This window comes from Pantoea sp. 18069, from assembly GCF_902706035.1.
GTDB lineage: Bacteria > Pseudomonadota > Gammaproteobacteria > Burkholderiales > Burkholderiaceae_C > Comamonas.
Map to the genome: position 1 here is coordinate 42,688 of NZ_CACSJA010000018.1, position 24,611 is coordinate 67,298.

17 protein-coding genes and 1 pseudogene are annotated in these 24,611 nt (G+C 66.2%); 7 read left to right on the forward strand and 11 right to left on the reverse strand.

Annotated features, from left to right (window positions below):
• Positions 1-7 precede the first annotated feature (7 nt).
• Entirely contained in the window at positions 8-853 is an 846-nt protein-coding gene (locus tag GVL12_RS15090; RefSeq protein ID WP_159915427.1) for a sulfotransferase, read from the forward strand.
• A 2-nt stretch (positions 854-855) separates the two neighbouring features.
• Complete coding sequence (gene cysC, locus GVL12_RS15095; RefSeq protein ID WP_159915429.1) at positions 856-1,470, forward strand: adenylyl-sulfate kinase; 615 nt, start codon at positions 856-858, stop codon at positions 1,468-1,470.
• Between the two features lie 214 nt (positions 1,471-1,684).
• Here cysC and GVL12_RS26590 read toward each other — a convergent pair.
• From GVL12_RS26590 to GVL12_RS15115, 4 genes and pseudogenes are all read right to left on the reverse strand, one after another.
• Positions 1,685-2,110 (reverse strand): annotated as a pseudogene (locus tag GVL12_RS26590) (porin); the annotation flags it as partial.
• 454 nt (positions 2,111-2,564) lie between these two features.
• Positions 2,565-2,921 carry a DUF3325 domain-containing protein gene (locus tag GVL12_RS15105; RefSeq protein ID WP_159915431.1) on the reverse strand — a complete coding sequence of 119 codons (357 nt, stop codon included), beginning with the start codon at positions 2,919-2,921 and terminating at the stop codon, positions 2,565-2,567.
• Entirely contained in the window at positions 2,918-4,600 is a 1,683-nt protein-coding gene (locus GVL12_RS15110) for a PepSY domain-containing protein (RefSeq protein ID WP_159915433.1), read from the reverse strand. The genes GVL12_RS15105 and GVL12_RS15110 overlap by 4 nt, the downstream gene beginning before the upstream one ends.
• On the reverse strand, positions 4,597-4,884 hold the full coding sequence (locus GVL12_RS15115; RefSeq protein WP_159915435.1) for a DUF3649 domain-containing protein: 288 nt from the start codon (positions 4,882-4,884) through the stop codon (positions 4,597-4,599). Before GVL12_RS15115 ends, GVL12_RS15110 begins: the two co-directional genes overlap by 4 nt.
• A 536-nt stretch (positions 4,885-5,420) precedes the next feature.
• Between GVL12_RS15115 and GVL12_RS15120 the strand changes: the two genes are divergently transcribed.
• The 5 genes from GVL12_RS15120 (at position 5,421) to GVL12_RS15140 (ending at position 12,670) form a co-directional block, all read left to right on the forward strand.
• A complete protein-coding gene (locus GVL12_RS15120; protein WP_200843782.1) occupies positions 5,421-6,872 on the forward strand; it encodes an efflux RND transporter periplasmic adaptor subunit in 1,452 nt (483 codons plus the stop codon).
• Positions 6,869-8,833 carry a MacB family efflux pump subunit gene (locus GVL12_RS15125; RefSeq protein WP_159915439.1) on the forward strand — a complete coding sequence of 655 codons (1,965 nt, stop codon included), beginning with the start codon at positions 6,869-6,871 and terminating at the stop codon, positions 8,831-8,833. Before GVL12_RS15120 ends, GVL12_RS15125 begins: the two co-directional genes overlap by 4 nt.
• Positions 8,834-10,270, forward strand: a complete 1,437-nt coding sequence (locus GVL12_RS15130; RefSeq protein WP_200843783.1) for an efflux transporter outer membrane subunit — start codon at positions 8,834-8,836, stop codon at positions 10,268-10,270. It abuts the gene before it with no gap.
• 283 nt (positions 10,271-10,553) lie between these two features.
• The gene (locus GVL12_RS15135) at positions 10,554-11,324 is read left to right on the forward strand and encodes a response regulator (RefSeq protein ID WP_159915441.1); all 771 of its coding nucleotides are present in this window, start codon (positions 10,554-10,556) and stop codon (positions 11,322-11,324) included.
• Entirely contained in the window at positions 11,321-12,670 is a 1,350-nt protein-coding gene (locus GVL12_RS15140) for an ATP-binding protein (protein WP_159915443.1), read from the forward strand. Before GVL12_RS15135 ends, GVL12_RS15140 begins: the two co-directional genes overlap by 4 nt.
• Before the next feature lie 34 nt (positions 12,671-12,704).
• Here GVL12_RS15140 and GVL12_RS15145 read toward each other — a convergent pair whose 3' ends face one another.
• From GVL12_RS15145 to GVL12_RS15175, 7 genes are all read right to left on the reverse strand, one after another.
• Positions 12,705-14,006: a class I SAM-dependent methyltransferase gene (locus tag GVL12_RS15145; RefSeq protein WP_235033878.1), complete on the reverse strand. Its 1,302-nt coding sequence runs from the start codon at positions 14,004-14,006 to the stop codon at positions 12,705-12,707.
• Positions 14,007-14,102: 96 nt separating this feature from the next.
• Positions 14,103-16,169, reverse strand: a complete 2,067-nt coding sequence (locus GVL12_RS15150; RefSeq protein WP_159915447.1) for a TonB-dependent receptor — start codon at positions 16,167-16,169, stop codon at positions 14,103-14,105.
• A 339-nt stretch (positions 16,170-16,508) separates the two neighbouring features.
• Positions 16,509-17,699 (reverse strand): M20 aminoacylase family protein, encoded by a 1,191-nt coding sequence (locus GVL12_RS15155; RefSeq protein WP_159915449.1) that lies wholly within the window; start codon positions 17,697-17,699, stop codon positions 16,509-16,511.
• Positions 17,700-17,703: 4 nt separating this feature from the next.
• Positions 17,704-18,696, reverse strand: a complete 993-nt coding sequence (locus tag GVL12_RS15160; protein WP_159915451.1) for a tripartite tricarboxylate transporter substrate binding protein — start codon at positions 18,694-18,696, stop codon at positions 17,704-17,706.
• Complete coding sequence (locus GVL12_RS15165; RefSeq protein ID WP_159915471.1) at positions 18,693-22,673, reverse strand: non-ribosomal peptide synthetase; 3,981 nt, start codon at positions 22,671-22,673, stop codon at positions 18,693-18,695. Before GVL12_RS15165 ends, GVL12_RS15160 begins: the two co-directional genes overlap by 4 nt.
• 3 nt (positions 22,674-22,676) lie before the next feature.
• Positions 22,677-22,934: a phosphopantetheine-binding protein gene (locus GVL12_RS15170; protein ID WP_159915473.1), complete on the reverse strand. Its 258-nt coding sequence runs from the start codon at positions 22,932-22,934 to the stop codon at positions 22,677-22,679.
• Complete coding sequence (locus GVL12_RS15175) at positions 22,931-24,601, reverse strand: AMP-binding protein (protein ID WP_159915475.1); 1,671 nt, start codon at positions 24,599-24,601, stop codon at positions 22,931-22,933. Before GVL12_RS15175 ends, GVL12_RS15170 begins: the two co-directional genes overlap by 4 nt.
• Positions 24,602-24,611 lie beyond the last annotated feature (10 nt).

The following is a 24,611-nucleotide window of genomic DNA, read 5'->3' on the forward strand; positions in this document are numbered from 1 at the left end:
AAAGTTCATGCATTTCAACTTTGTCGGCATCACCGGTCTGCCGCGTGCCGGCTCCACCCTGCTGGGCCAGTTGCTGGCCCAGCATCCCGAGGTGTATTCCGAGGGCAACAGCTCGCCGCTGTGCAGCACGCTGCAGGGCATCAGGCGCCAGATCAGCCATGAGCCGTTTTTCCTGTCACAGCTGGACGGTGGTTTCGACACCGCCTACGGGCATCTCGAATCGGCCATGCAGGGTTTTTTGCGCGGTTGGTACCGGGACGTCGATAAACCGGTAGTGGTGGACAAGAGCCGTGCCTGGCTGAATTCGATCGAGACTCTGCTGGCGCTCGCTCCCGAGGCCAAGCTCATCATCTGCCTGCGTGAGTTGGGGCAGGTCTACGGCTCGGTCGAAGCGCGCCACCAGAAAACGCCTTTGCTCGACTTCGTCGATCACCTCGCGGATCTTGACCGCTTCAGCCGTGCCGATGCGCTGTTCATGAAGGAGCGTGTGATCGGCGCGCCGCTGCACTCACTGCAGTCCATCGTGGATCTGCCGCCAGAGGTACTCCAGCGCCTGTACTTCCTGCGTTTCGAGGATCTGATGGCCAATCCCATGGCCTGCATGTCGCACCTGTTTGCCTGGCTGGGTATCGCGCCATTTGCCATCGATGCCGAGAACCTGCCCATAGGCGCGCCCGAAAGTGACAGCCACTACCGCATGAAGTACATGCATCGGCAGTCCGGTCGCATTGCCTCGCCACGCCAGCATCGGATTCCGCCGCGTATCCAGGCGCAGATCGAGAAAGCCTGCGCCTGGTACTACGAGCGGTATTACCCCGGCTTCAGCGCCGTCGCGCAGCCCGAGCGCTTCTGAACATGGCGGTCCATCCTGCGCCGTCCGCCAACGTGGTCTGGCAGTCTGGCCTGCTGGATCAAGCCACGCGCAGCCGGCGCAACGGCCATCGAGGCGCGGTGGTCTGGCTGACCGGTTTGCCAGGCGCGGGCAAGTCCACGCTGGCGTTCTCGGCCGAGCTGCAGTTGCATGCGCTGGGTTTCCAGACCGCGGTGCTCGACGGCGACAACCTGCGCCACGGCCTGTGCGCCGACCTGGGTTTCTCGCTCGAGGACCGGCGAGAAAACATGCGCCGCGTTGGCGAAGTGGCGCGGCTGTTCGCCGCGCAGGGCAGTGTGGTGTTCGTGGCCCTGGTCTCGCCGCTGCGCGCCGCGCGCGACGCGGTGCGCGAACGCCTGCCGCAGGGCGACTTCATCGAGGTGTACTGCGACTGCCCACTGCAGGTATGCCAGCAGCGTGACCCCAAGGGCTTGTATGCCAAGGCTGCCCAGGGCCTGATCCCCGATTTCACCGGCGTGTCCTCGCCCTATGAAGCGCCGCTCGCCGCGGAACTGGTGGTGCATACGGCGCGCGAAGGCAGCGAAGCCTTAGCACAGCGACTCGTGCAGTTTCTGGCCCAGCGCCTGCGCGAAAGATAGCCGAGGGCTTGCAGGGACTGCGCGAGGACCAGGACTCGTCATTTGGCCTGGCCCCGGGCGCCACCGACTTCTGCGAAGCACCATGAAAAAGCCCCGCATGCGCGGGGCCGGCTTGCAAGGGCTTGGACGCTTTCCAGTCCAGCCCCGCAAGTGGGGTATGCGCGGCATCGCGCCTACCCTCAAGCGCTTGGAAGTTGTGGTGCAGGCCGATTTCGTAGCCCGTGAGCTTCTTGCCCACGTTGGGGGTGGGGCTCAGCGACGAACCCAGCTTGCGTGCAGCCTTGCCGTTGCCGCGGTCCGAAGCGACCAGCACCATGGGCGTGAACGCGCCCAGCTTGTAGGAAGCGCCGAGGTTGAACGTCTTGTAGTCCAGGCCCGCAGCGGCCGTGCCGCCGCGCACCAGGCCGTAGGCACCCGCCAGGTTCAGTGCGCCAGCTGCATAGCCCAGACGCAGTCCGGTGTTGCTGGACAGGCTGCTGTTGTCGGCCTGCTCGCCAAAGCTGTGGGTCACCTGGCCATACACGCCGCCGAGCTTGGGCAGCAGGTAGCTGACGCTGTTGGAGACACGCTTGGGGTTGGGGCCTTCGGGCGTTCCGGCCGCGGAGCCGCTGATCAGGCTGTGGCCGTTGACGGCGCCCATGCCGGCGTCGCCGAACAACCGCTGCTGCAGGCCCCGATGCTGGAGGCTATGCAGCTCGCGGGAATGTCGGTCGTCGGCCTGACGGTGGATACAGCCATCAGTCAACTGTTGCAGTCAGTCGAAAGCATGCCCGAGAATGTTGTGCGGCCGCAGCTACGCGTGTCCAACACGCTCGGCCCAGTTGGGCCGCGCGGCGTATTGACAAGCTGTTGCGCAAACAATGCGCGAACGATTGAAACGGACGAAAAGCGTCTCCCTGGCATGAGGCACCATCTCAACGCGTATCAAACGATGCGAAAGGACGGAGTCCGATGCAAGCCGCCTCAACCTGATGGGGATGGAGGCCAACCTGCGAGTCAACCAAGGTGCAGGCAAGCGACGCCACGCAGTCACGCCCGACCGGGTCTGGGTTGGAGGCATCCACTACATTACCACCCATGTCAAGGTGCCGGATCTACATCCGCGAGACGCTGACCGTGACGAGTGCCAATACGCCGACGCCCATGCTGGCACAACCCAGGGGCAGTAGTTTGCTCGGCGTGTAGGTCAGCACGAGGCCCGTCAGCAAAGCTGCCAAAGTCAGCAGACCCAGCCATGCGGAAATCGCGACAGACCAGCTCCACGCAGACGCTGCGCAAACCACCAGTGACAGAACCAGCAATGCAATGCCTGCCAATCGCCACGCCCATGTCGGGCGCGATGCGAGCGCACGCCCAAAGACCTGGTCCTGATGGCGTTCCATGGCAAGGCTCAAGGCCGCGAATGCGGGAAAGGCCAGCGCCCATGCGGTCCATGCGGTCCAGGCGGTCATGCTTGCTTCTCCGGTGCTTGGGGCATGGCGCGGGGAAAATGCACGGCGGCGCCGTTTGCAGGGTTGCCCGCGTTGTTTTTGGCCGCACGCGGCGGGGTGAGCATGGCCGCTGATTTTCCGAGCTTCCAGGCGGCAAATCCATGCAGGATGCCGAGCGCCAGCACGAGCAGATCAAATCCGGCAACGCTCCATTGCCCCCGGAAAATTGCAGCAGGCAGCGCCACGCCGCCCGTTGCCATGTTCAGTACCGGCAAAGCGGCAAAGGCAATGGCGGCAAGCCACAGCTGCTCGAGCCAGGCGCGTCGGTGCGAGCGCAGAGCAGCGTGCAACAGGCACAGCCCCCATACGATGAAGAAACTGCGGATTTCCATGTCGGGGCGCTGGGCCATTTCTACCGGCAGCAGGCGGTTGGACCAGAAGTAGGCAGCGGTGGCAACGGACAGCCCGCCAATTGCGCCAACGTTGAGGATTTCCACCAGCCGGTGTCCGCGTGGAATGCGGCCAAGCTTGCGCCGCTCGGGCAGTCGCTTGACCACCCACAGCACCATGCCGGAGCCGGCCATCACGGTGCCGATCACGCCGGAAAGAAACAACAGCCAGCGCATGGCGGGGTCGGCAAAACGCCCCAGGTGCAGTCCGGTCATGGTGCCGGAAACGGCCTGCGCAGTGGAGGGCGCGTGTGCCTCGGGCATGGCTTTGGACTCGCCGGTGATTCCGTCAAACAGCATGCGCTCGCCGGAGCTTCGGGCAACGCTTCGCCCGCCTTGCTCGCGCAGCTCAATGGTGGCGCGCGGCGAGCCGGGTTGATTCACCGCGATGCTGCCTACGCCGCGCCCGGGCCACTGGGCCTGGGCGATCTTCATCAGCGGGCCTATGGGGGTGAGTTCAGCGGCTTGCCGCGCCTGCTGACGATTCCCTCGATCATTGCCTTCGCCGGCGCCACGGTCACCACCGCGGGCGCCACGGCTTTCGGAGAAATACTTCTGCGTGTCGCCCTCGTAGACCGCATTGACGCCCCAGGGCATGAGCATGAACATCAGCAGCAGCAGACCGCTGAACGTGATGATGATGTGAAATGGCAGCGCAAGCACTGCCGTGGCGTTGTGCGCATCCAGCCAGGAGCGCTGGCCCTTGCGTGGACGGAAGGTGAAGAAGTCGGTGAAGATCTTCTTGTGCGTGATCACGCCGCTGATGATGGCCACGAACATGAACAGGGTTGCAATGCCCACGATCCAGCGTCCCCAGATGCGCGGCATGGCGTAGAGCTCGAAGTGAAAGCGGTAGAGAAAGCTGCCGCCACGCGTCTCGCGTGGCTTGATGACTTCGCCCGTGCCTGCGTCGATTTGCACGCGCTGCGTGCCGGCTCGGCCCGAGGCGGCTCCCGGGTTGCGCCAGCTGGCTTCGACTGCAGTCTGGCGCTCTCCGGGTAGGTTGATCGTCCAGTTGCTCGCATCGGGTGCAAGTTTTTGCATCGCTGCGACGGCCAGCTCGGCGGTCCGCGGATTGGGAACGGATTGGTGCAACTCGGGGCGCATCCAGTCGTTGACTTCATTCAGGAAATAGCTGAGCGTGCCGGTGAAGAACACGGCATAGAGCAGCCAGCCCAGCAGCAGGCCGCTCCAGGTGTGCAGCCAGCTCATGGATTGGCGCACGCCTTCGGGTTTGCCGTCGACTCTCATGCTGCGGCTCCTTTGAGAAGATAGGTGAGCACACCGAGCAGCACGGCAGGCGTGCCGATGCCCAGCCATGCGCGCAGCGCGCTTTTGCAGCCGAAAGCCCAGAGCGCAGCGCAGGCCTGCGCGATGAATGAGAGCATGGTTGCCCACATCACCGCATCGGTGCGCGTGCTGCCCGTTTGGGCCAGAAAGAGTCCAACGCCGGCTGCCGTGGCGGATGCGAGCGCATAGCCGCCACCGACTGCCGCCAGTGCGCGAGAAACCACGGCCAGGCGGTAGCGGGTCATGGAGACGCTGGGGTTCTTGCGGGCATTCGATGTCGTCACGGCGGCCGTCATGCGGGCCTCCGCGTGTGCTGGGAGGTGCGCGCGCAAGTCGGAAAGAACGGCTGAAGCATGGGGGCAAAACACGCAGGCGATGCGGCGCTGTCCCTCGTTGTTGTGAGCATGATGCTGATTTTGTATTGAGAACTATTATCAATATACTTTCTTCTCCGGGCTGCTTTTTAAACGCTGTGTAAAGCTGGGAACTTTTCAGATTTCAGTCTGGCGATCGGGGCTGAACTTGACAGAAGGTTTACACGGCGAATGCGAAGCGTTTACGTCATCGTGTCATTCTTCGGCACAGATTTCTGTGTTCCATTTGCCTCCTTGGGGTCGCGCAGAGAGCGTCTTGCCGGCGTAGAGAATCCTTGTGCTGATGATTCGGGTTTGCCGTGTGCCAGATGTCTTTTGGTGTCGCCTCAGGTTTTTTTGTGCCTTGCTCCATGACCGACGCCGCTTCATCAAACCCCTCCACGCCCCCGCGGCGCAACCGCCGATTCGTGTTTTCAACCTTGGCGGTAGTGGCCGTGCTGGCCGCTGCCGGAGGTGCCTGGTACCACTGGAGTGCCCACCGTACGCCCAAGGTGGAATACATCTATGCGAACGTGCAGCGCACGCAATTTGAAGATCTGGTGAGCGCCACGGGGGCTTTGCAGCCGCGCGACTACGTGGACGTGGGCGCGCAGGTTTCGGGCCAGTTGCGCAAGCTGCTGGTTGACGTGGGCAGCGAAGTCGCCGATGGTCAGCTGTTGGCGGAGATCGACGCCGAGCAGTCCACCGCCAAAGTGGACGCAAGCCGTGCCAGCCTTCGCGCGCAGCGCGCCCAGCTGGTGCAAAACGAGGTGAACCTGAAGAAGGCTGAACGCGATCTGGAGCGTCTGCGCAATCTGCTCAAGGACGACGCGACCACGCTGGAGCTGGTGCAGAACGCTCAAACCACCGTCGATTTGACCCGCGCTCAGATCAACACGCAAAAGGCGCAGATTGAACAGACGCAAGCGAGCATGCGGGTGGACGAGTCCAACCTCAAGTACACGAAGATCTACGCGCCTATGGCGGGCACGGTGGTCAGCATCACGGCCAAGCAGGGGCAGACGCTGAACGCCAATCAGGCCGCGCCAACCATTTTGCGCATTGCCGATCAATCGACGATGACCGTGCAGACGCAAGTCTCCGAGGCCGACGTGAGCAAGCTGCGCGCGGGCATGCCCGCATACTTCACCACGCTCGGCAGCCAGGGGCGCAGGTGGTATGGCGAGCTGCGCAAGATCGAGCCTACGCCCACCGTGACCAACAACGTGGTGCTCTACAACGCGCTGTTCGACGTCGACAACCACAATGGCTCGCTCATGGCGCAGATGACGGCGCAGGTCTTCTTTGTCGTCGCTGAAGTGCGGGACGCGCTGGTGGTGCCTATGGCTGCGGTCACGCTGCAAGGCCCGCAAGGCGGGCGGCGCGAAGGTGCATCCGCTCCCGCTGCTGGAGCGCCGCGACAACCGGCTTCAGCCGCACCGGCAGCCGTCGAGCAGGGGCGCCGCAGTCCGCGGGCCGAAGGCGCATCCGCCGATGAAGCGCGAAGCGGTGGATCGCGCGGGGAGGGCCGTGAAGGGCGCGAGCCCCGGGGTGAGGGCCGCACAGTCAATGGCGAGCAACGCCAGCGCGCATCGGGTCCACGCAACGGCGCTGCGCCGACCCCAGGCATGCCGCGCAAGGCCACGGTCAAGGTGGCGCAGGAAGATGGCGTCATCATCGAACGAGAAATTACCATTGGCGTGAGCAACCGCGTGCAGGCGCAGATTCTTTCGGGCCTGGAGGAGGGTGAGCGCGTGGTTGTGGGAGTCAAGCAAGTGGAAGCGCAACGCCGCAGCGCGACGGCGCAACAGCCGCAGCAAGGGCCGGGCGGCATGGGGCCGGGCATGGGTGCAGGCGCTGCTGGAGGTAGCCGTCGGTGAACACGCCTTCTGTCTCCGCGGTGCCGCTCATCGAGCTGCATGGCGTCACCAAAACCTATGGCGAGGGCGAGCTGGCGGTCGAGGTGCTGCATGGCATCGATCTCGCGATCTATCCGGGCGAGCTGGTGGCCATCATGGGAGCGTCCGGCTCCGGCAAGTCCACGCTCATGAACATTCTGGGCTGCCTTGATCGGCCCACCACCGGCACTTACCGTTTCATGGGCCGCGACGTGTCTTCGCTGGGCCGTGACGAACTGGCCGAGCTGCGGCGCGAGGCCTTCGGCTTCGTGTTCCAGAGCTACAACCTGATCGCCACGGGCACGGCGGCCGACAACGTCGAAGTGCCGGCGATCTACGCCGGCGTGACGCCGCACGAGCGACACGCTCGGGCCAGTGAATTGCTGGCGATGCTGGGGCTGGCGGATCGCACGCATCACCGCCCCAATCAGCTTTCGGGTGGCCAGCAGCAACGCGTTTCCATCGCGCGTGCGCTCATGAACGGCGGCCGCGTGATCTTGGCCGACGAGCCCACCGGCGCGCTCGACAGCAAGAGCGGCGCGGATGTGATGCGTCTGCTCAAGGAGCTTTCGGCGCAGGGGCACACGGTCATTCTGATCACGCACGCGCCCGAGGTCGCTCAGCATGCGCAGCGTGTCATCGAGATCAGCGACGGCCATGTGCGGGCCGATCCCGGGCCGCAACTCTCGGATGAATCGCAAGCTGCGGCCCAGCAGTGGGCGCCGCGCACCAACGGAGGTGCGAGCTATCTGTCCGACGTGCTGGAAGCGACGAAGACGGCCATGCGCGCGCTGCGCGCCAATATGTTCCGTTCCATCCTCACGCTGCTGGGCATCGTGATCGGCGTGGCTTCGGTCATTGCCATGCTGGCGATCGGAGATGGCGCCAAGCAGACGGTGATCGACCGCATCGGGGCGATGGGCTCCAACCTGCTGCTCGTGCGCCCTGGCGCGCCCAATCAGCGCGGCTTCAACAGCACGGCGACGCTGGTGCAGGCCGATGTGATCGCCATCGACAAGGAGGTTCCCAACGTGCTTGCGGCCATTCCCGAGCAGAGCAGCACGGTGACGTTGCGCTTTGGCGGGGCGGACTATTCAAGCAGCGTGACGGGTACGTCCGCCAAGTTTCCGATTGCACGGCAATGGCAGGTGGCGCAGGGCAGCTTCTTCAGCGAAGACGATGAAACCAGTTACGCGACCGTTGCGGTACTCGGCCAGACGGCCGCAAATGCGCTTTTTCAGAATGGCGAAAACCCCGTGGGTCAGTTCTTTCTTGTCAACAACCTGGTCTTTCAGGTCGTGGGCGTGATGGCTGCGCGCGGCGCTTCGCCGACGGGACAGGACCAGGACGACGTGGTGCTTGTTCCCTATGCGACCAGCCAGTTGCGCCTGTCGGGCCAGCGCTTCTTGCGCAACGTGACGGTGGCTGTGGCGGATACGGATCGCATCGATGAGACGCAGGCGGCAGTCGAGTCCTTGCTCACCGAACGCCATGGCGTGGTGGATTTCCAGATCCGCAACATGGCCTCGATCATCGAGGCTGCGACGGAGACGCAGAACACCATGACGATTTTGCTGGGCTCGATTGCAGCGATCTCGTTGCTGGTGGGCGGCATCGGCGTCATGAACATCATGCTGGTGAGCGTGACCGAGCGCACGCGCGAGATCGGCATCCGCATGGCAACGGGCGCGCGCATGCGCAACATTCTCCAGCAGTTCCTGATCGAAGCGCTCGTGGTGTCCGCGCTGGGGGGCGCCATCGGCGTGCTCTGCGGATTGGGCGTGGCGGCCATCATCCAGGCCTTCGGCACACCCGTGCAGTTCTCGATATTGCCGGTGCTGCTGGCCTTCGGGTGTGCGTTCGCGACCGGACTCGTCTTCGGTTATTTGCCTGCCAAGAAGGCAGCCGGGCTCGATCCGGTTGTGGCGCTGGCTTCAGAATAAATGGGTTTCAAGATCACCATGCACAGTGCATTGACTTACTGCTTTCCCCGCAGCGCGCTGGCCGCTGCCTTGCTTGTTGTTGCCGGCTGCGCAGTCCATGAACCTCGCACCAGCGTGTCCATGCCCTTGCCCGCGGCGTGGGCGGCAGGGGAGTCGACTTCCGCCGCATCCGCATCCGTGTCGCAGGAATGGTGGCGCGCCTTTGGATCGGCGCAGCTTCAAGCGCTGGTGGGGGAAGCACTCGACGGCAGCAGCGATCTGCGCACCGCAGCCGAGCGTGTGCGCCAGGCCGACATCGCGCTGCAAAGCGCTGGCGCCGCGCAGTTGCCGGGCGTGTCTGCCTCCGCAGGCAGCTCGGGCAACCGGCGTGAAGGGGCGAGCACCGCCAAGTCCACATCGCTCTCGCTCAACGTGAGCTATGAGGTGGACTTGTGGGGGCGCATTGCTGCCGATGTCGACTCGGCTCGCGCACAGGCGGCTGCGACGCGGCTGGATCTGGAGACCGCGCGCATCACTTTGACGGCTTCGGTCGCCACCACCTATTTCCAATTGCTCGCGCAACGTGAGCGCGTGGAGATCGCGCGCAACAACCTGGCCATTGCCGAGCGCGTGCTGAGCGTCGTGCAATCGCGCGCGCGCAATGGAGTGGCCACGCCGCTCGAAGTCTCGCAGCAAACCACGACGGTGCTTCAGCAGCGCACGGCGCTGGTTCCTCTGGAGGAGCAGCAGCGCCAAACCGTGACGGCCCTGGCACTGCTGCTGGGGCGCCAGCCCATTGGCTTCAACGCAGGCGAGGGCGAAGCGCTGCTGCAAATGCAGGCGCCCAGCGTCACGCCCGGCCTGCCTTCCGAGCTGCTGGTGCGTCGGCCGGATTTGCAGGCCGCGGAAACCCGGCTCGCTGGCGCGGACGCCAACGTCGCAGCTGCACGCGCGGCGCTGTTGCCCAGCTTTTCGCTGTCGGCCGCCGGAGGTGTAGGCAGTGCCGCCTTGCTGAGTCTAGCTGGCGGCACGGGAAGTGTTTCTCTTGCCGCGTCGCTTGCGCAGACCCTGTTTGACGGAGGTCGAAAAGATCTGCAGATCGATCTGGCCCGTTCGCAGCGGCAGGTGCTGATCGAGAACTATGCAAGCGCAGTGCGGCAAGCGCTCAAGGAAGTGCAGGATGGCCTTGGCAACGCCGACACCGCCCGCCGCCAGGAAGTCACCCAAAGCGAAGTCATCGCGCAGGCACAGCGTTCGCTGGACCTGTCCGAGCGCCGTTACCGCGAGGGTGTGGATACGCTGCTGACGGTGCTGGAAGCGCAGCGCACCTTGTTCACCGCACAGGATTCGCTCGCGCAGATTCGGCAATCCCGGTTGACGAGCGCCGTGGATCTGTACCGCGTTCTGGGTGGAGGGTGGAGCGCAGGGGCTGATGTGCCGCAGACCGATCCGGTCTGAAGGCTCTGCGGGACTGGCGGCCGAATGGTTTGCCGCAATGGGCGCTGCACCGGGCCGACGGCGCTTGAAAGCGCGTTGGAGACGCCGGGCGGCCGGGCTTTCGACGGCGCCGTGGCGTTGGGATTGACTCAGCCGTTTGGCTGTCTCAACCCATTCAGAATGGTCGTGAGATATAATTCGTGAACGAGAATCAATCTCATTTTAAAGTCAAGAAACGGCGTGCCGGACGAGAGGTCGTCGGTTCGCTTCTGGCCGCTTGGGCTGGGCGAAAGTGGGTATGAGGATGGAGACACGCGTATGGGGTGGGTGCACGAGCGATACCGCCGACCTCCTGGTGGAGTCGTCGGCGCAGGTGCTCGTGGTGGATGACGAAGTCGACATTCGGGAACCCCTGGTGACCTATCTTGCGCGCTGCGGCCTGCGCCCGTTCGGCGTTGCGGGTGGCATGGCCATGCGATCCCAGCTGGCGCTGCAGCATTTCGATCTGATCGTGCTCGACATCATGTTGCCCGGTGAGGACGGCTTGAGTCTGTGTCGTCATGTGGTCGAAACGGTGGGCACGCCGGTGATTCTGTTGACCGCGAAGGCCAGCCTGGTCGAGCGTGTGCGCGGCCTGGAGGCGGGCGCTGACGACTACCTCGTCAAGCCCTTCGATCCGCCCGAGCTGGTGGCGCGCATCCGTGCCGTGCTGCGCCGCCAAAGCCGTGCGCTGGGCTCGGCCGCGCGCGGTGCGCGCCTGCAGTTTGACCGCTGGATGTTCCACCCCGCGCGGCGCGAACTCTCCGACACGGCGGGCAGACCCGTTGCCTTGAGCGAGGCCGAGTGCCAGTTGCTGTCGGTGCTGGTGGCCAATGCCAACCAGGTGCTCAGCCGCGACACGCTGCTCGAACTCACGCAGCGCGGTGACCAATCGTTGTTCGACCGCAGCATAGACACACAGATCAGCCGCCTGCGCCGCAAGCTGGAGCGCGATGCGCGCTGCCCAGAGCTGATCAAGACCGTCTGGGGCAATGGCTATCTGTTTGCCGCCGAGGTTCGGCGGCTGGTGCCATGAAGCTGTGGCCGCGCGGCATGGCGGGGCAACTCACCTTGCTGATCCTGCTGGGCCTGCTGCTCGCGCACGTGGTGGCCCTGGTGTTGCTGCACCAGAACGCGCAGGTGCTCAACCCGGTCGCGCGTGAGCGGGCGATCAGCCGGCTCGCCACCACCTGGCGCATGCTGGAATGGGCGCGGCCCGAGGACGCCGAGCAGGTGCTGCAAGCCCTGGGCAATGACAGCGGTGACTTCTGGGTCGGCCGCGAACCCGCCGTATTGCCTGGCGAACCCACTGCCGAAGAGCGGCGCATGCTCGACGCCTTGGCGACCAAACTGCCGAATCTGCCGCCCGCGCACGCACGCGTGCGCCTGGAGATTCCGCGGGGCGGACCGCTGGGCGTCTTCAACGCGGAACTGGGCTGGTCCGTGTTTGAACTGGAGACCGCGCTGCGCCTGAGCGACGGGCGCTGGCTGCACAGCCGCCAGCGCCCGTTGGCGGGCTACCAATGGTGGCGCCTGCTGCGCTTTTCCTTGCCCACCAGTACCTTGCCGGTACTGGTCATCGTGCTGGTCTTCGTCTGGCGCACGCTGCGCCCGATCAAGGCGCTGGCCGCCGCGGCTGAGTGCGTGAGTCGCGGCGAGCGCATCGCGCCGCTGCCCCTGGTGGGGCCGCGCGAAACACGCGAGGTGTCGGCCGCCTTCAACCTGATGCAGGACAAACTCAGGCGCTTTGTTGACGACCGCACGCAACTGCTGGCGGCCATCAGCCATGACATTCGAACGCCCATCACCTCGCTGCGCCTGCGCACCGCGCTGCTGGAGCCCTCGGAGCAGCGCGACGCCATGGAACGCACGTTGACAGGCATGGGCGAGATGGTGGCTCAGACCCTGGAATTTGCGCATGACGCCGCCGCCATCGAGGCCACCTGCGCGACCGGGTTGCGGGAGCTGGTGCAGGAGGTGCTGCAAGAGTTGCCGCCGGATGGCGCGCTGCGCGCATCCCTGGCAGCTGGCCCCGAGGTGGTCTACCGCGCCAGGCCCATGAGCTTGCGCCGCGCCGTGGCGAATCTGGTCGACAACGCCCTGCGCCATGGCGGCGGTGCGCGCGTGAGCGTGCTGGCCGAATCCGGCGGTGCGTGCATCGTGGTGGAAGACGAAGGCCCAGGCCTGGAGCCGGCGATGCTGGAGTGCGTCTTCGAGCCGTTTTTCCAAGGCGATCCGGCGCGCCATCGCGATGGCGCCCGTGCCGGCGGCGTGGGCTTGGGCCTGTCGATCGCGCGCTCGTGCGCGCGCGCGCACGGCGGTGACGTGCACCTGGCCAACCGCGCTGAAGGCGGCTTGCGCGCAAGCATCCACTTGCCCTGACACGCGCCGTCGCACCGGCGGCGTGCGTGGCGTTTCAGCGGGCCTGGTCGAAAGCCGCGCCGATCCGCACTGCCGTGCCGCAAGGCGCCAGCACCTTCAGCGCGATTCGGTTGCGCTCGAACCATTGCGTCAGACCATGGGCCTGGCTGTGCCCGGATGCCGGCGCGGGGTTGCCTGGATGCACGATCTCCTGCATCAGCATCAGTTGCAGGGTCTGGAGCAAAAGCGCTGGCTGCCCCGCAAAGGCCGCAAGCTGTGCCAACTCGGAAAAGGACGCCGGCCCTGCGGCCAGCCGGAGCAGCAGTGCGGTGCACAGCGCCTGCGGCGCTTCGATGGGGCCTATGGGTGTGGAGAAGGTGACGGGGCCGCCGGCAGGAGCCCCTGGCAGTTGCTGGAACAGCGTGGCGCCCAACTGCGCGACATAGTCCTCCCGGCCCAAGGGCCGGGGTTGGCGCTGGAAAAGGTCCATGCGCTGATGGCTGTTGCGCGCCATGTCCTTGAGCGTCTCGGCCAGGGCCGGAATCTGGGTCTGCTGGACTACGCCCTGCAGTTGCCCGGGAATGGACAGGGAGGCATCCAGATTGTTGAAAACGTCCGCACTTCCCAGATAGCCCAGGCCCAGCGCACCGATCTGCTGGTGCACATCCACCGAATGCTGGGGCTGCCAGTGGTCGGTCAGAAACTCATGGGCCAGATGGTTGGGGTCCTTGGAATGCAGGCTGTTCAGGTGTTTGAGCACGCCAGGCTGGTCCACGAAAAGCCCTCGCTCGGCCAGCTGGCGCAGCAGCTTCAAACCCATCTGCACCTGCTGGGCCGATGTCCCGGGCACATGGGGGGCAAAGAGGTTCAGCACATGCTGCACCGCCAGCAGATCGGTGGAGCCCGGGTGACACATGTAGTGCAGGTAGAAGAGGCCGCCGGGCTGGAGGCTGGCACTCACGCAGTCCAGCAGGCCGGCCCGGTGCCGGGGCGCGACCCAGGACCAGACGCCATGCGTGGCCATGAAATCGAACGACCCGGGATGGCTGGCGGCAAACTCGCAAAAGCCGCTGTGGACGAACTCGATGTTCGAAAGCCCCGCCGCCTGTGCCGCCGCGCGTGCGACACGCAGATGCCTGTCGTTGAAATCCACGCCGACAAACCGGGCGTGCGGATGGCAGGCCGCCGCCACCAGCAGATTGACCCCCAGGCCGCAACCCAGCTCGCAATAGCTGAACGGCCGGGCCACATCGGGCGCTGCGAAGCCCAGCAGGCGCGATACGCAGGACAACCAGACCGGCTGCATTTCCTTGTAGAAAAATGCGGGGTAGTTGACATCGGTGGTGTAGCCATCCATTTTTTTCAAGGCCGTACCTTTCCAAATAAATCGGGCCTGGCCGCATGCAAGCTGCCAGGCCGTCCATGCGCCGATGCGCCTGTGCGTCGGTAACGATCAGAACTGAACGGTCATCGATGCACTGTAGCGTCGGCCATCCAGCACATAGGCAAAGCCTTCTTCCGGTGTGACGACCTTGTTGGTCAGGTTGTAGACACCGAACCGCAGCTTGACATTGGGCGCCGCCGCATACACCAGCCCCACATCCACGAAGGTATAGGCGGGATACTTCACATCGTTGGTGCTGGAGCCGCTGGCATTCGTGGTGCGACCCGATGTCTTGCCGCGGAAGTTGAGCTGCGTCCACACGTTCAACTTGTGGGTGGCGCGCCAATCCAGCGTGGTGTTGAACATGTGCTCAGGAATGTCGTTCAGCGGCTTGCCGGCGTTGGTCCCCGAAGTCTGCTCCGTCTTGGCATAGGTATAGCTGTGGCGATACGTCCAGTCCCGGTTGACCTTCCAATCCGCGGTCCATTCCAGGCCCTTCAGCTCGGCGGAGTCCACGTTCTCCATGAGGGTGTAGCCATACTGGTGGGCCGGGTAGGTCACGCCGCCCGATTGGCAGACCACGTTGGGCTCGCAGATACGGCCTGTGCGCAACAGCTTGTCCTTGAACTTGCTCCGATACACCGTCAGGCTGCCGGCCAGCCCGGTGTTGGCGTTGCCGTAGTTCAAGCCGATTTCAAAGTTGCGGGTGGTCTCTGGCTTCAGATCAGGGTTGCCGATGACCACACCACCCATGGAGGTGCTGCCAAAGTCCGTGGCGGCGTTGCGCAGGCTGGGGGTCTTGTAGCCCGTCGTCATCCCGCCTTTGAGGGCCAGCGTGGGCGTCAGGTCATACACCGCGTACACCTTGGGGCTGAGCTTGCCCCCGAAGTCCTCGCTGTAGTCATAACGACCGCTGAGCAGCAACGACAGATCGTCGGTCAACCGCCAGTTGTCTTCCAGGAACAGCGCGTACATGTCGCGTTCCATGGTCACCACGTCCGTCGGCACCACGATGCCGGGCAGGTTCAGGCCGTTGCTCGCACCGTCCATGAGCTTTTCGCTCTTGTAGTTGGCCCCGCCGGTCAGGGTGTGCTTGCCCAGGAAGAACGTGGCCTGGGTATTGGCCGTCAAGGTGTCGAAGCCGATGCTGTTGCCGGTCGTGGCATTGACCCGTGTCGGGTTTTCCGAGGTGTCGTAGCTCACATAGCTTTCCCACAGCATGTCCTTGTAGCGCCCTTCGTGGGTGGCGAAGAGGTTGTTGCGCACCGATTTGCTGTAGCTGGCCTCGGCGTCGGCTGCGAGGCTCTTGCCGGGGTTGTGGCTACGCTCCTGTGTCGTGCGGGTGGCGCCGAAGGTGAAGGCGTTCTGGGCATTGACCTTCAGGCTGGCCTTGGCACCGAAGTTTTGCAACTGGTATTTGGGGTCTGCGGCCGCGCTGTCCCCACCACCGACGAAATCCGCTTCATCCTGATTGCGAAATGCGCCAGTCAATTGCAAGGACAGCAGATCCTGCACGATAGGCAGGTTCAGGGCCATGCTGGTCTGAAAGCCTGCGTTGGTGACCTCATTGCCTGCACCAGGCTGGATGTATTCGGTGGTGACACTGCCGCTGAACTTGTTGACCACCTTCTTGGTGATGATGTTGACCACACCGCCAATGGCATTCGAGCCGTACAGCGAAGAAGCGGGGCCGCGCACCACTTCAATGCGTTCGATGGATTCCAGCGGTGGCAGAAAGTTGATGGGCGTGCCCGCCTGCGCGCCATTGAGGCCAAACGCCTGGTTGTCCTGCTGCGGCCGACCATCGACGAGGAACAGGGTGTAGTCCGCGCTCATGCCGCGAATCATGACGGACTGCTCCACACCGCCGCCCTGGATGTGGATACCCGGCACGTTCTTGAGCACGTCGGTCACATCTGTGTAGGATTTCTTGGCGATCTCGTCTGCCGTGATCACGGTGATGGATGCAGGGGCATCTTTCACGCTTTGCTCGTAGCCCCCGGCAGTCACGGTGATTTCATCAAGCTGTGTCGCGCTCTGCGTGGACTGGGCCATCGCATGGGAGGTCAGGGCAGACAGGCTGGAGATGGCCGCTGCAGCAATCAGCGTGCGGCGGAAGGGGAGGGACAGGGACATCAAATACTCCGGATTGCATGAAAAGAACGGGGGGCGGAAGCCCTGCACCGACAGGAATCGGTCAGTCCGTACGGGCCTTGGCCTTCCGCGAAATCAAGCAGACAGACAACGATGGCCGCCCGAGTCCGAGCCCGGTCGCTTCTGTCATGTCAAGCAAATGCGAATCATATGTATTTGCGTTGTAAAGAGTTTGTCAAATTATGACCAACGCTGAAAGCAGGCCGCTCGCCGAAGCCGGGTCGGCTTGACCCGATGCCGAAACGGGCCCCTGCCCCACTTGGACGACGGGCGCGAACCGCGAAAGCACTGCGCCGCGGAGGCCGCAGGTTGCGCAGCGTCTCAGGCGGGCGCGAGCCAGCGCTGCACCAGCCGCACAAGGAAGCTGGCGCCCAGGGGCAGCAACTCGTCGTTGAAATCGTAGCTGGGGTTGTGCACCACGCACGGGCCGCCGCCGTGGCCGAGGTCGCGGTGCTCACCGTCGCCGTTGCCGATGAAGGCATAACAACCCGGCACCTGCTCCAGCATGAACGAGAAATCTTCCGCCGCCATGATGGGCGCCTGCGTCACCACCTGCGAGGGCGCCAGCATCTCGCCCAGCACCTGGCGCACGAAGGCGGTCTCGGCCTCGTGGTTGACGGTGGACGGGTAGTTGCGGCGGAACTCGAAGTCATGCCCGGCGCCGAACATGGCGCAGGCATGCGAAGCGATCTCGCCCATGCGGCGTTCGATCAGGTCCAGCGTCTCGGCGGTGTAGGCCCGCACCGAGCCCTGGATCTCGCAGGTGTCTGGAATGACGTTGGGCACGGAGCCCGCGTGGATCATGGTGATGGAAACCACGGCCGTCTCCAGCGGCTTCTTGCTGCGGCTGACGATGGTCTGGAGCGCCGGCAGGATCTGGCTGGCGACAGCGATAGGGTCCACCGAGAGGTGGGGCATGGCGGCGTGGCCGCCCTTGCCGCGGATGGTGATGCGGAACTCGTTGTTGGACGCCAGAACCGGGCCCGGCGACGCGGCGATGGTGCCCACAGGAATGCCGGGCATGTTGTGCATGCCGAATACTGCGTCCATGGGGAAACGTTCAAACAGGCCGTCGCGTATCATCTCGCGCGCACCGCCGCCATGTTCCTCGGCGGGCTGGAAGATCAGGTAGACCGTGCCATCGAAGTCGCGGTGCTGCGCCAGGTACTGGGCCGCGCCCAGCAGCATGGTGGTGTGGCCGTCGTGGCCACAGGCGTGCATCTTGCCGGCGTGCCGGCTGGCATGCTCGAACTCGTTGGACTCCTGCATAGGCAGCGCGTCCATGTCGGCGCGCAGGCCGATGGCGCGCTTCGAATCGCCTTGCCGGAGTATGCCCACCACACCTGTGCGGCCCAGGCCGCGGTGGACGGGGATGCCCCACTGCGTGAGCAGATCGGCCACCAGGTCGGAGGTGCGTGTTTCCTCGAACGCGAGTTCGGGGTGGGCATGGAGGTCGCGACGCACGGCCTTCAGGTAGGCGGTCTGGCCCACGATGCTGTCAATGAGTTTCATGGTATCAATCCGGTTTCAGGTTCAGCTTCTGCAGCAGGGGGGTCCAGAGCGCGCGGTCCTGCGCGATGCGCTGGGCGAAGGCCGTGGGCGATGCGTGATAGGGCAGGGAGCCTTGGCTCTCGAACACCTTTTGCACCGCCGGGTCGTGCAGTACCTGCCCGATCTCGCGGTTCAGCCGCTGCACCACGGCGGCGGGCACGCCGGTGCTGGTGACCACGCCCAGCCACACCGCGCCCTCGAAGCCGCTGAAGCCCTTGTCGGCAAAGCTTGGCACCTTGGCAAAGCTGGGGCTCTCCACGCCCGGGCTGACGCCCAGCACGCGCAGGCGCCCGTCTTTCACCATCGGCTCCACCAGCGAGGTGCCGGCGAGGTAGGCCTGCGTGTCGCCGGCCATCACCGAGGTCAGGGCGTCGGGGCCGGTGCGAAAGGGGATGTGCGCGATGCGCGTGCCCGCCTGTTCCTGGAATAGTTCGAACAGTACGTGCGGCGGGCTGCCGTTGGACGACGAGGCGTAGTTCAGCACGCCGGGCTCCCGCTTGGCCAGGGCCACGAGGTCTTCTAGCGATTGCACCGGCAGCTTGGGGTTGACCACCAGCGCCATAGGGATCAGCGCGATCGGGCTGACGGGCTGCAGATCGGCTTGCGGGTCGTAGGTCAGCTTGGGAAACACGAAGGGATTCCAGGCCATGTGCGCGTTGGTCACGATGGCCAGGGTGTGGCCATCGGGCGGGTTGTCCTTGAGCGCCTGCAGCGCCACCATGCCGCCCGCGCCCGGCTTGTTGTCGACCACCACGGTCTGGCCCAGTGCCTGCCTCAGGCGCTGGGCCAGGGGCCGGGCGAAGTTGTCCGGCAGGCTACCCGCGCCACCGTTGACGATGAGCGTGACGGTTTTGGTGGGGAAGTTCTCGGCGGCCCGCAGCAGGGGCGCGCTGGAGAGCAGGGCCAGGGACAGCAGGCAGCGCGACGCGCGCGACAAGCGCCGTGCAGTGGGGGTCATGTCGTCTCCTCCAGTGGTGGGTGGATGGGATGAGCGGGGCTTGCTGCGATGCGCTGCAGCAGCGCGGGCGCCATGAGGCGTGTGGCGGTCTCCCCCGTCATCTCGGCGTGCAGCAGGGGCAGCTCCAGCGTGTCGAGCTGCGCGGCATAGTCGGCCCAGCGCGCGGCCTGCAATTGCGGCCTGTCCGCGTGGTCGCGGCCGGCGCGCAGGTGCGTGAGGGGGCCGTCGAAGCGGCGATGGTGGTGTTGGCGGATCAGGCGGTTGGTGTCGGTGACCACGCGCACCACGCCCTCGAGCGCGCGCACCGGCAGGTGGCCTAGCGCGGTGTCGCCCTGGCGCAGGAAATCGATCACCGCCTCGCGCGTGGTGAGTTCGGGATGGCCTTCGGGGTCGTGGCCGGCGATGGCGAGCAAGGCGCGCAGGGCCTGCAGCGGCGTCGGCTCGGGCTCGCTGCGCCAGACATCGGCGGGGTAGGCGTCGAGCAGTGCGACCAGGCCCACCGCGCGCTGGCGGGCTTGCAGCTCGACCGCCATGGCCTGCGCGAGGATGCCGCCGACCGACCAGCCCAGCAGGTGGATAGGACCGCGCGGCTGCAACTCGAGGATGCGCTGCACGTACTGCCGTGCGAGCTCGTCTATGCTGTGCGGCAGGGGGGCATCCGGGTCTAGCGCCGGCGACTGCAGGCCGTAGACGCTGCGCCTGCGGCCCGCTCCCGCATCGGCCAGGGCGCGCGCCAGGTGGCGGTAGCCCCAGACGATGCCGCCGGCCGGGTGCACCACGAACAGCATGGGCAAGCCCGGTTCGCCGGACACGAGCTGGAGCATGGGGGCGAGGCCGCTGTCGAAGCGCACTTCTTCCGAGTCGATGGCCGCGGCCAGCGCGCCCAGCGCTGGCGTGGTGAACAGCGTGCCCAGGCCCGGGTCGCGCCGCCAGCGGTTCTGGATAGACAGCAGCAGTTCCACGGCCGATAGCGAGTCGCCGCCGAGGCTGAAGAAGTCGCTGTCCGCGTTGAGTGCGGTGTCGGGCGCGAGGTCGAGCACCTGCCGGAACAGCTGCGCCAGCGCGGTCTCGGTGGGTGTGCGCGGCGCTGGGCCCTGCGCCGTTTCCAGGCGGGGCGCGGGCAGGCGGGCGCGATCGAGCTTGCCGTTGGCGGTCACGGGCCAGTCGTCCAGCGCGACGAAGGCGCCGGGCAACATGTAGGCGGGCAGCTGCGCGGCCATGTGCGTGCGCAGCGCCTTCTCGCTGAAATGGGTACCGGCCTGCACATAGGCGACCAGGCGCTTGTCGCCGGGCGGGTCTGCGCGCACGATCACGGCCGAACGCGCCACCAGGCCCGACGAGGCCATGGCCGCTTCGATGTCGCCGAGTTCTATGCGCAGGCCGCGCAGCTTGATCTGGTGGTCGCTGCGACCGAGGAACACGACGGCGCCGTCTTCGCGCCAGCGCGCCAGGTCGCCGGTCTTGTAGATGCGCTCACCCGGGCGGTGCGGGTCGGGCAGGAAGCGCTCGGCGCTCAGGTCGGCGCGCCCGAGGTAGCCGCGCGCGAGCTGGATGCCGCCGAGGTACAGGTCGCCACTCACGCCCGGCGGCAGTGGGCGCATCTGCGCGTCGAGCACGTACAGGCGCGTGTTCCACACCGGGAAACCGATGGGCACGGGCGACGTCTGGTCTTGCGCGTCGGCAGGCCAGTAGCTCACATCCACCGCTGCTTCGGTCGGGCCGTAGAGGTTGTGCAGCTCGCTTTGCAGCGTGGCGTGCAGTTGGTCGCGCAGCGGCGCGCCCAGTTCCTCGCCGCTGCAGAAAATGCGGCGCATGCGCAAGCCCCGCGCGCCCGGCGTGCCGAGGAAGGCCGCCAGCATCGAGGGCACGAAGTGGCAGGTGCCGATCTGGCGCTGGCGGATGAGCCGCGCCAGCCAGACCGGGTCGCGGTGCGCCTCGGGCGGCGCAATGACCAGCGTGCAGCCGGTGATCAGCGGCAGGAAGAACTCCCACACCGATACGTCGAAGGTGGCGGGCGTCTTCTGCAGGATGCGGTCCGACGTGTCGAAGCCATAGTGCTGGCGCATCCACTCCAGCCGGTTGACGATGGCGCGGTGCTCCACCAGCACGCCCTTGGGCTCGCCAGTGGAGCCGGAGGTATAGATGACGTAGGCTGCGTCCTGCGCAGCCGGGCAGCCCGCGAGCGTCGCCGCGCTCGACGGCGCCGGCCAGGCGCGCGGCTCCAGCCGCGCGGTGTCCGCTGGCAGCACGCCGGCGTCGTCGTCGCGCACCAGCACGCACAGCGGCTGGGCGAGCGCGAGGATGCGGGCGAGCCGGTCGGGCGGGTGGCTGAGGTCCAGCGGCAGGTAGGCCGCACCCGCGCGCAGCACGGCCACCAGCGCCACCAGCAGATCGAGCGAGCGTGGCAAGGCCACGGCCACCAGCCGCTCCCGGCCCGCGCCGCGGGCTTGCAAGTCGGCGGCAAGGCTGCGGGTTCGGGCTTCCAGCTCGCCGTAGCTGAGCGTGGTCCCCTCGTACTCCAGCGCGCCGGCCTGCGGCGTTTGCGCCATGCGCGCTTCGATCAGCGCAGCCAGCGTGGTGTCGGGCAAGGGGTGGTCGGTGGCGTTGACATCGAACAGGTAGCGCTGCGATTCGGCCGGGCTGGCCAGCGGGATGTCGCCCAGCGTCCGGGCCCGGGGCGCTGCCGCGAGAAAGGCGAGCAGGCGCGCCTGGTGCGCCTGCACGGTGGCCAGGCTGTAGAGGTCCGGGTTGGCCTCGATCTCCAGGTCGAGATGCTGCGTGCCGTCGCCGCGAAAACCGATGGTGATGTCGTCGATCGGGCCCGTGCTGAGGATCTCCAGCGCGAGCTGCACCGCGGGCAGCGTCAGTGCGCGGTAGAAGGGTTGCACGTTGATGAGCGCAGCGTGCAGGCGGCGCTGACCGCCGAGCAGGCCGAGGTCGCGGCGCAACTGCTCGCTGCGGTAGCGGCCATGGCGGCGCGCGCGCTGCTGGTCGCGAGCGACGCCCTGGATGAAGTCGGCCAGGGGCATGTCGTCGGACGCGGCCACTTGCAATGGCAGCACGTTCATCACTGTGGCGGTGGCGCGCGCGCTCGCGCTGCCCAGGCGGCCCATGTAGGGCACGCCCACCACTGTCTGCGCCGCGCCGCTCATGCGCAGTACGTAGAGGGCGGTGATGGCCGTGAGCACGTCGGGCCAGGGCAGCTTGAGCGACTGCGCGTAGGCAAGCAGCGGCGACAGCAGCGCGGCGGACAGCGGCGCGGTCAAACGGTGGCAGGTGTGCGCACTGACGGCGCGGCCACCGGCCATGCCGACGACGTCGGGCATGTTGCTCAAGGTGTCGCGCCAGAAGGCGGCGTCCTTGGCGCGGCGTTCGCCGCGCTGGTAGCCTGCGTCTTCGTCGATCACGCCTTGCAGAGGCGCCAGCGGTTCGTGGCCGGGTGCCGAGGCCACGAGGCCGGCATACAACTCGGCCAGGCGCGTGCTCCACAGCGCCATGCCGTAGCCGTCGTTGGCGAGGTGATGGGCGCGCTGGAACCAGGCGAAGGACCGGGGTCCGAGCACATACAGGCACTGCCTGGCCAGCGGACCTTTCTGCGGGTCGGTGGGGGTCTGCATGTCGCGCTGGATGAGGGCGCGTGCCTCGGCCTTCGGGTCGGCGTGGCGGCTCAGGTCGACATGCTCCAGGCGCGGGCTGCGGGAAGGGTCCAGCCACTGCACCGGCCCCCGGGCGCCGTCGCGCAGCACCAGCGACAGGGACTGGGCTTCATCAGCGGCCTGTTCTGCTGCGGCGGTGAAGGCCGCCAGGTCCAGCGGCCCGTCGATCCACGTCACATGGCCGGTGTTGAAGCTCGGGTTGTCCGGCGCCAGGCGCTGCGCATACCAGAGGCCGGACTGCCCCTGCGTCAGCGGCCAGGCGCGGGGCGCGGCATCGGCTGGCGAGGGGGCTTCAGCGGGGATGACAACGGAAAGCGGCATGTCTCAGGCCTGGCCTTGCTGTTTCTGGACGAGGGACCACCAGTCGTTGAGGGTGGTGTGCTCGCCCAGCTCGGACATGTCCAGTGCCAGGCCGGCCTGGTTCCAGTCCATGACCAGCATGAGCAGGCGCATGGAGTCCAGGCCGCAGTCCATCAGGTTGTCGTCCAGCTCGATTTCGTCGGGAGACAGGCTGACGACGCGAGCGATGTCGGCGCGCATGCGTTCGAGGGTGAAAGGAGGCTTGGATGGGGTGGTGGTCATGGCGTGGGCGTGCTGGGTGAGGTGGCGGCGGCTTGCTCGCGCAGGAAAACGCTGCGCAGGCGCGCGCGCAGTTCCTTGCGGCTGGTTTTGCCGACGGCGGTGGTTTCGAAGGCGTCGACGAACACGACCTGGTCGGGGATCTTGAACGCGGCCAGGCCGCGCGTGCGCATCCAGGCCTTGAGTGCGGGCCCGCGAGGCTTTTCGCCGCGCGGGATGATGAAGGCGCAGATGCGCTCGCCCAGGGCGTCGTCGGGGATGGAGACCACGGCCGCATCGAATACCTGCGGGTGGGCGAGCAACTGGTCTTCCACCTCCTCGGCGGAGATCTTTTCGCCCGCGCGGTTGATGTGGTCGTTGGCGCGGCCCTGCACCGTGAGGTAGCCTTTCGCCGTGCGTTGCACCACGTCACCGGTGCGGTAGAAGCCGTCGGCGGTGAAGGAGCGGGCGTTGGCCGCATCGTCGTTGTGGTAGCCACGGATGGTGTACGGGCCGCGCGTGAGCAGGTAGCCGCTCTGGCCCTCGGGCACCGGGTCGCCCTGGTCGTCCACCACCAGCACCTCGTCGTCAGGGCTGATGGGGCGGCCTTGCGTGTGGAGGATGGTGTCCTCGTCGTCGTCGAGGCGGGTGTAGTTCACCAGGCCTTCGGCCATGCCGAACACCTGTTGCAGCTGGCACTGGAAGACGGCGATGACGCGGCGTGCGGCCTCGGACGTGAGCTTGGCGCCGCCGACCTGCAGCACGCGCAGGCTGGAGAGATCGCGCCGGGTCTGCGACGCGGCCTGGGCCCATAGCAGGGCCAGCGGCGGTACCAGGCCGAGGTCGGTGACGCGCTCGCGCTCAATCAGTTCGAAGGCTTTCTCGGGCAGGGGCGAGCGCGATAGCACGACCGTGCCGCCCGCGTACAGCGCGCCCAGCGCGCCCGGCGAACTCATGGGAAAGTTGTGCGCGGCGGGCAGCGCGACCAGGTAGCGGCTGTCGTCGCCGATGCCGCAGATCTCGGTGCTTGCGCGAACGCTGTAGAGGTAGTCGTCGTGCGTGCGCGGGATCAGCTTGGACAGGCCGGTGCTGCCACCGGAAATTTGCAGGAAGGCCACTGATTGCGGGTCGGGGTCCTGTGTGGGCAGCAGCGCAGCGTTGGGCTCAAAGCTGTGCAGCGGCGTGAACTCGGCTGCGTCCTCGCCGAGGATGACCACGTGCTTCAGCGCGCGCTCCTGTGCCTGCAGTTCGCGTGCCAGGGTGCGGTAGTCGAAGTTGTCGTACTGCTGCAGCGCCACGTAGGCCACGGCCTGGGACTTGCGCACGAAGTGGCTGATCTCGGTGATGCGGTGCGCTGGCAGCGCGTACACCGGCACCAGCCCGGCGAGGAACAGGCCGAAGGCGACACCGTAGAACTCGGGCACGTTGCCGATCTGCAGCACCACGCGGTCACCGCGCTGCAGGCCGAGCGCGAGCAGGCCGGCGGCGATGGTCTCGGCGCGTTCGAGCAGCTGCGCATAGGTCCAGCGCTGCTCCACATCGACGATGGCGGTGCGCTGACCGAAGCGCGCGGCGCGCTCGCGCAGGAAGGCCGGGAAGGTTTCGCCGCGCCAGTGGCCGGCGGCACGGTAGCGCGCCACGAGATCGTCGGGCCAGGTCTGTTGAAGGGGAAGCAGTGGTGCGCTTGTCATGGAGCTGTTG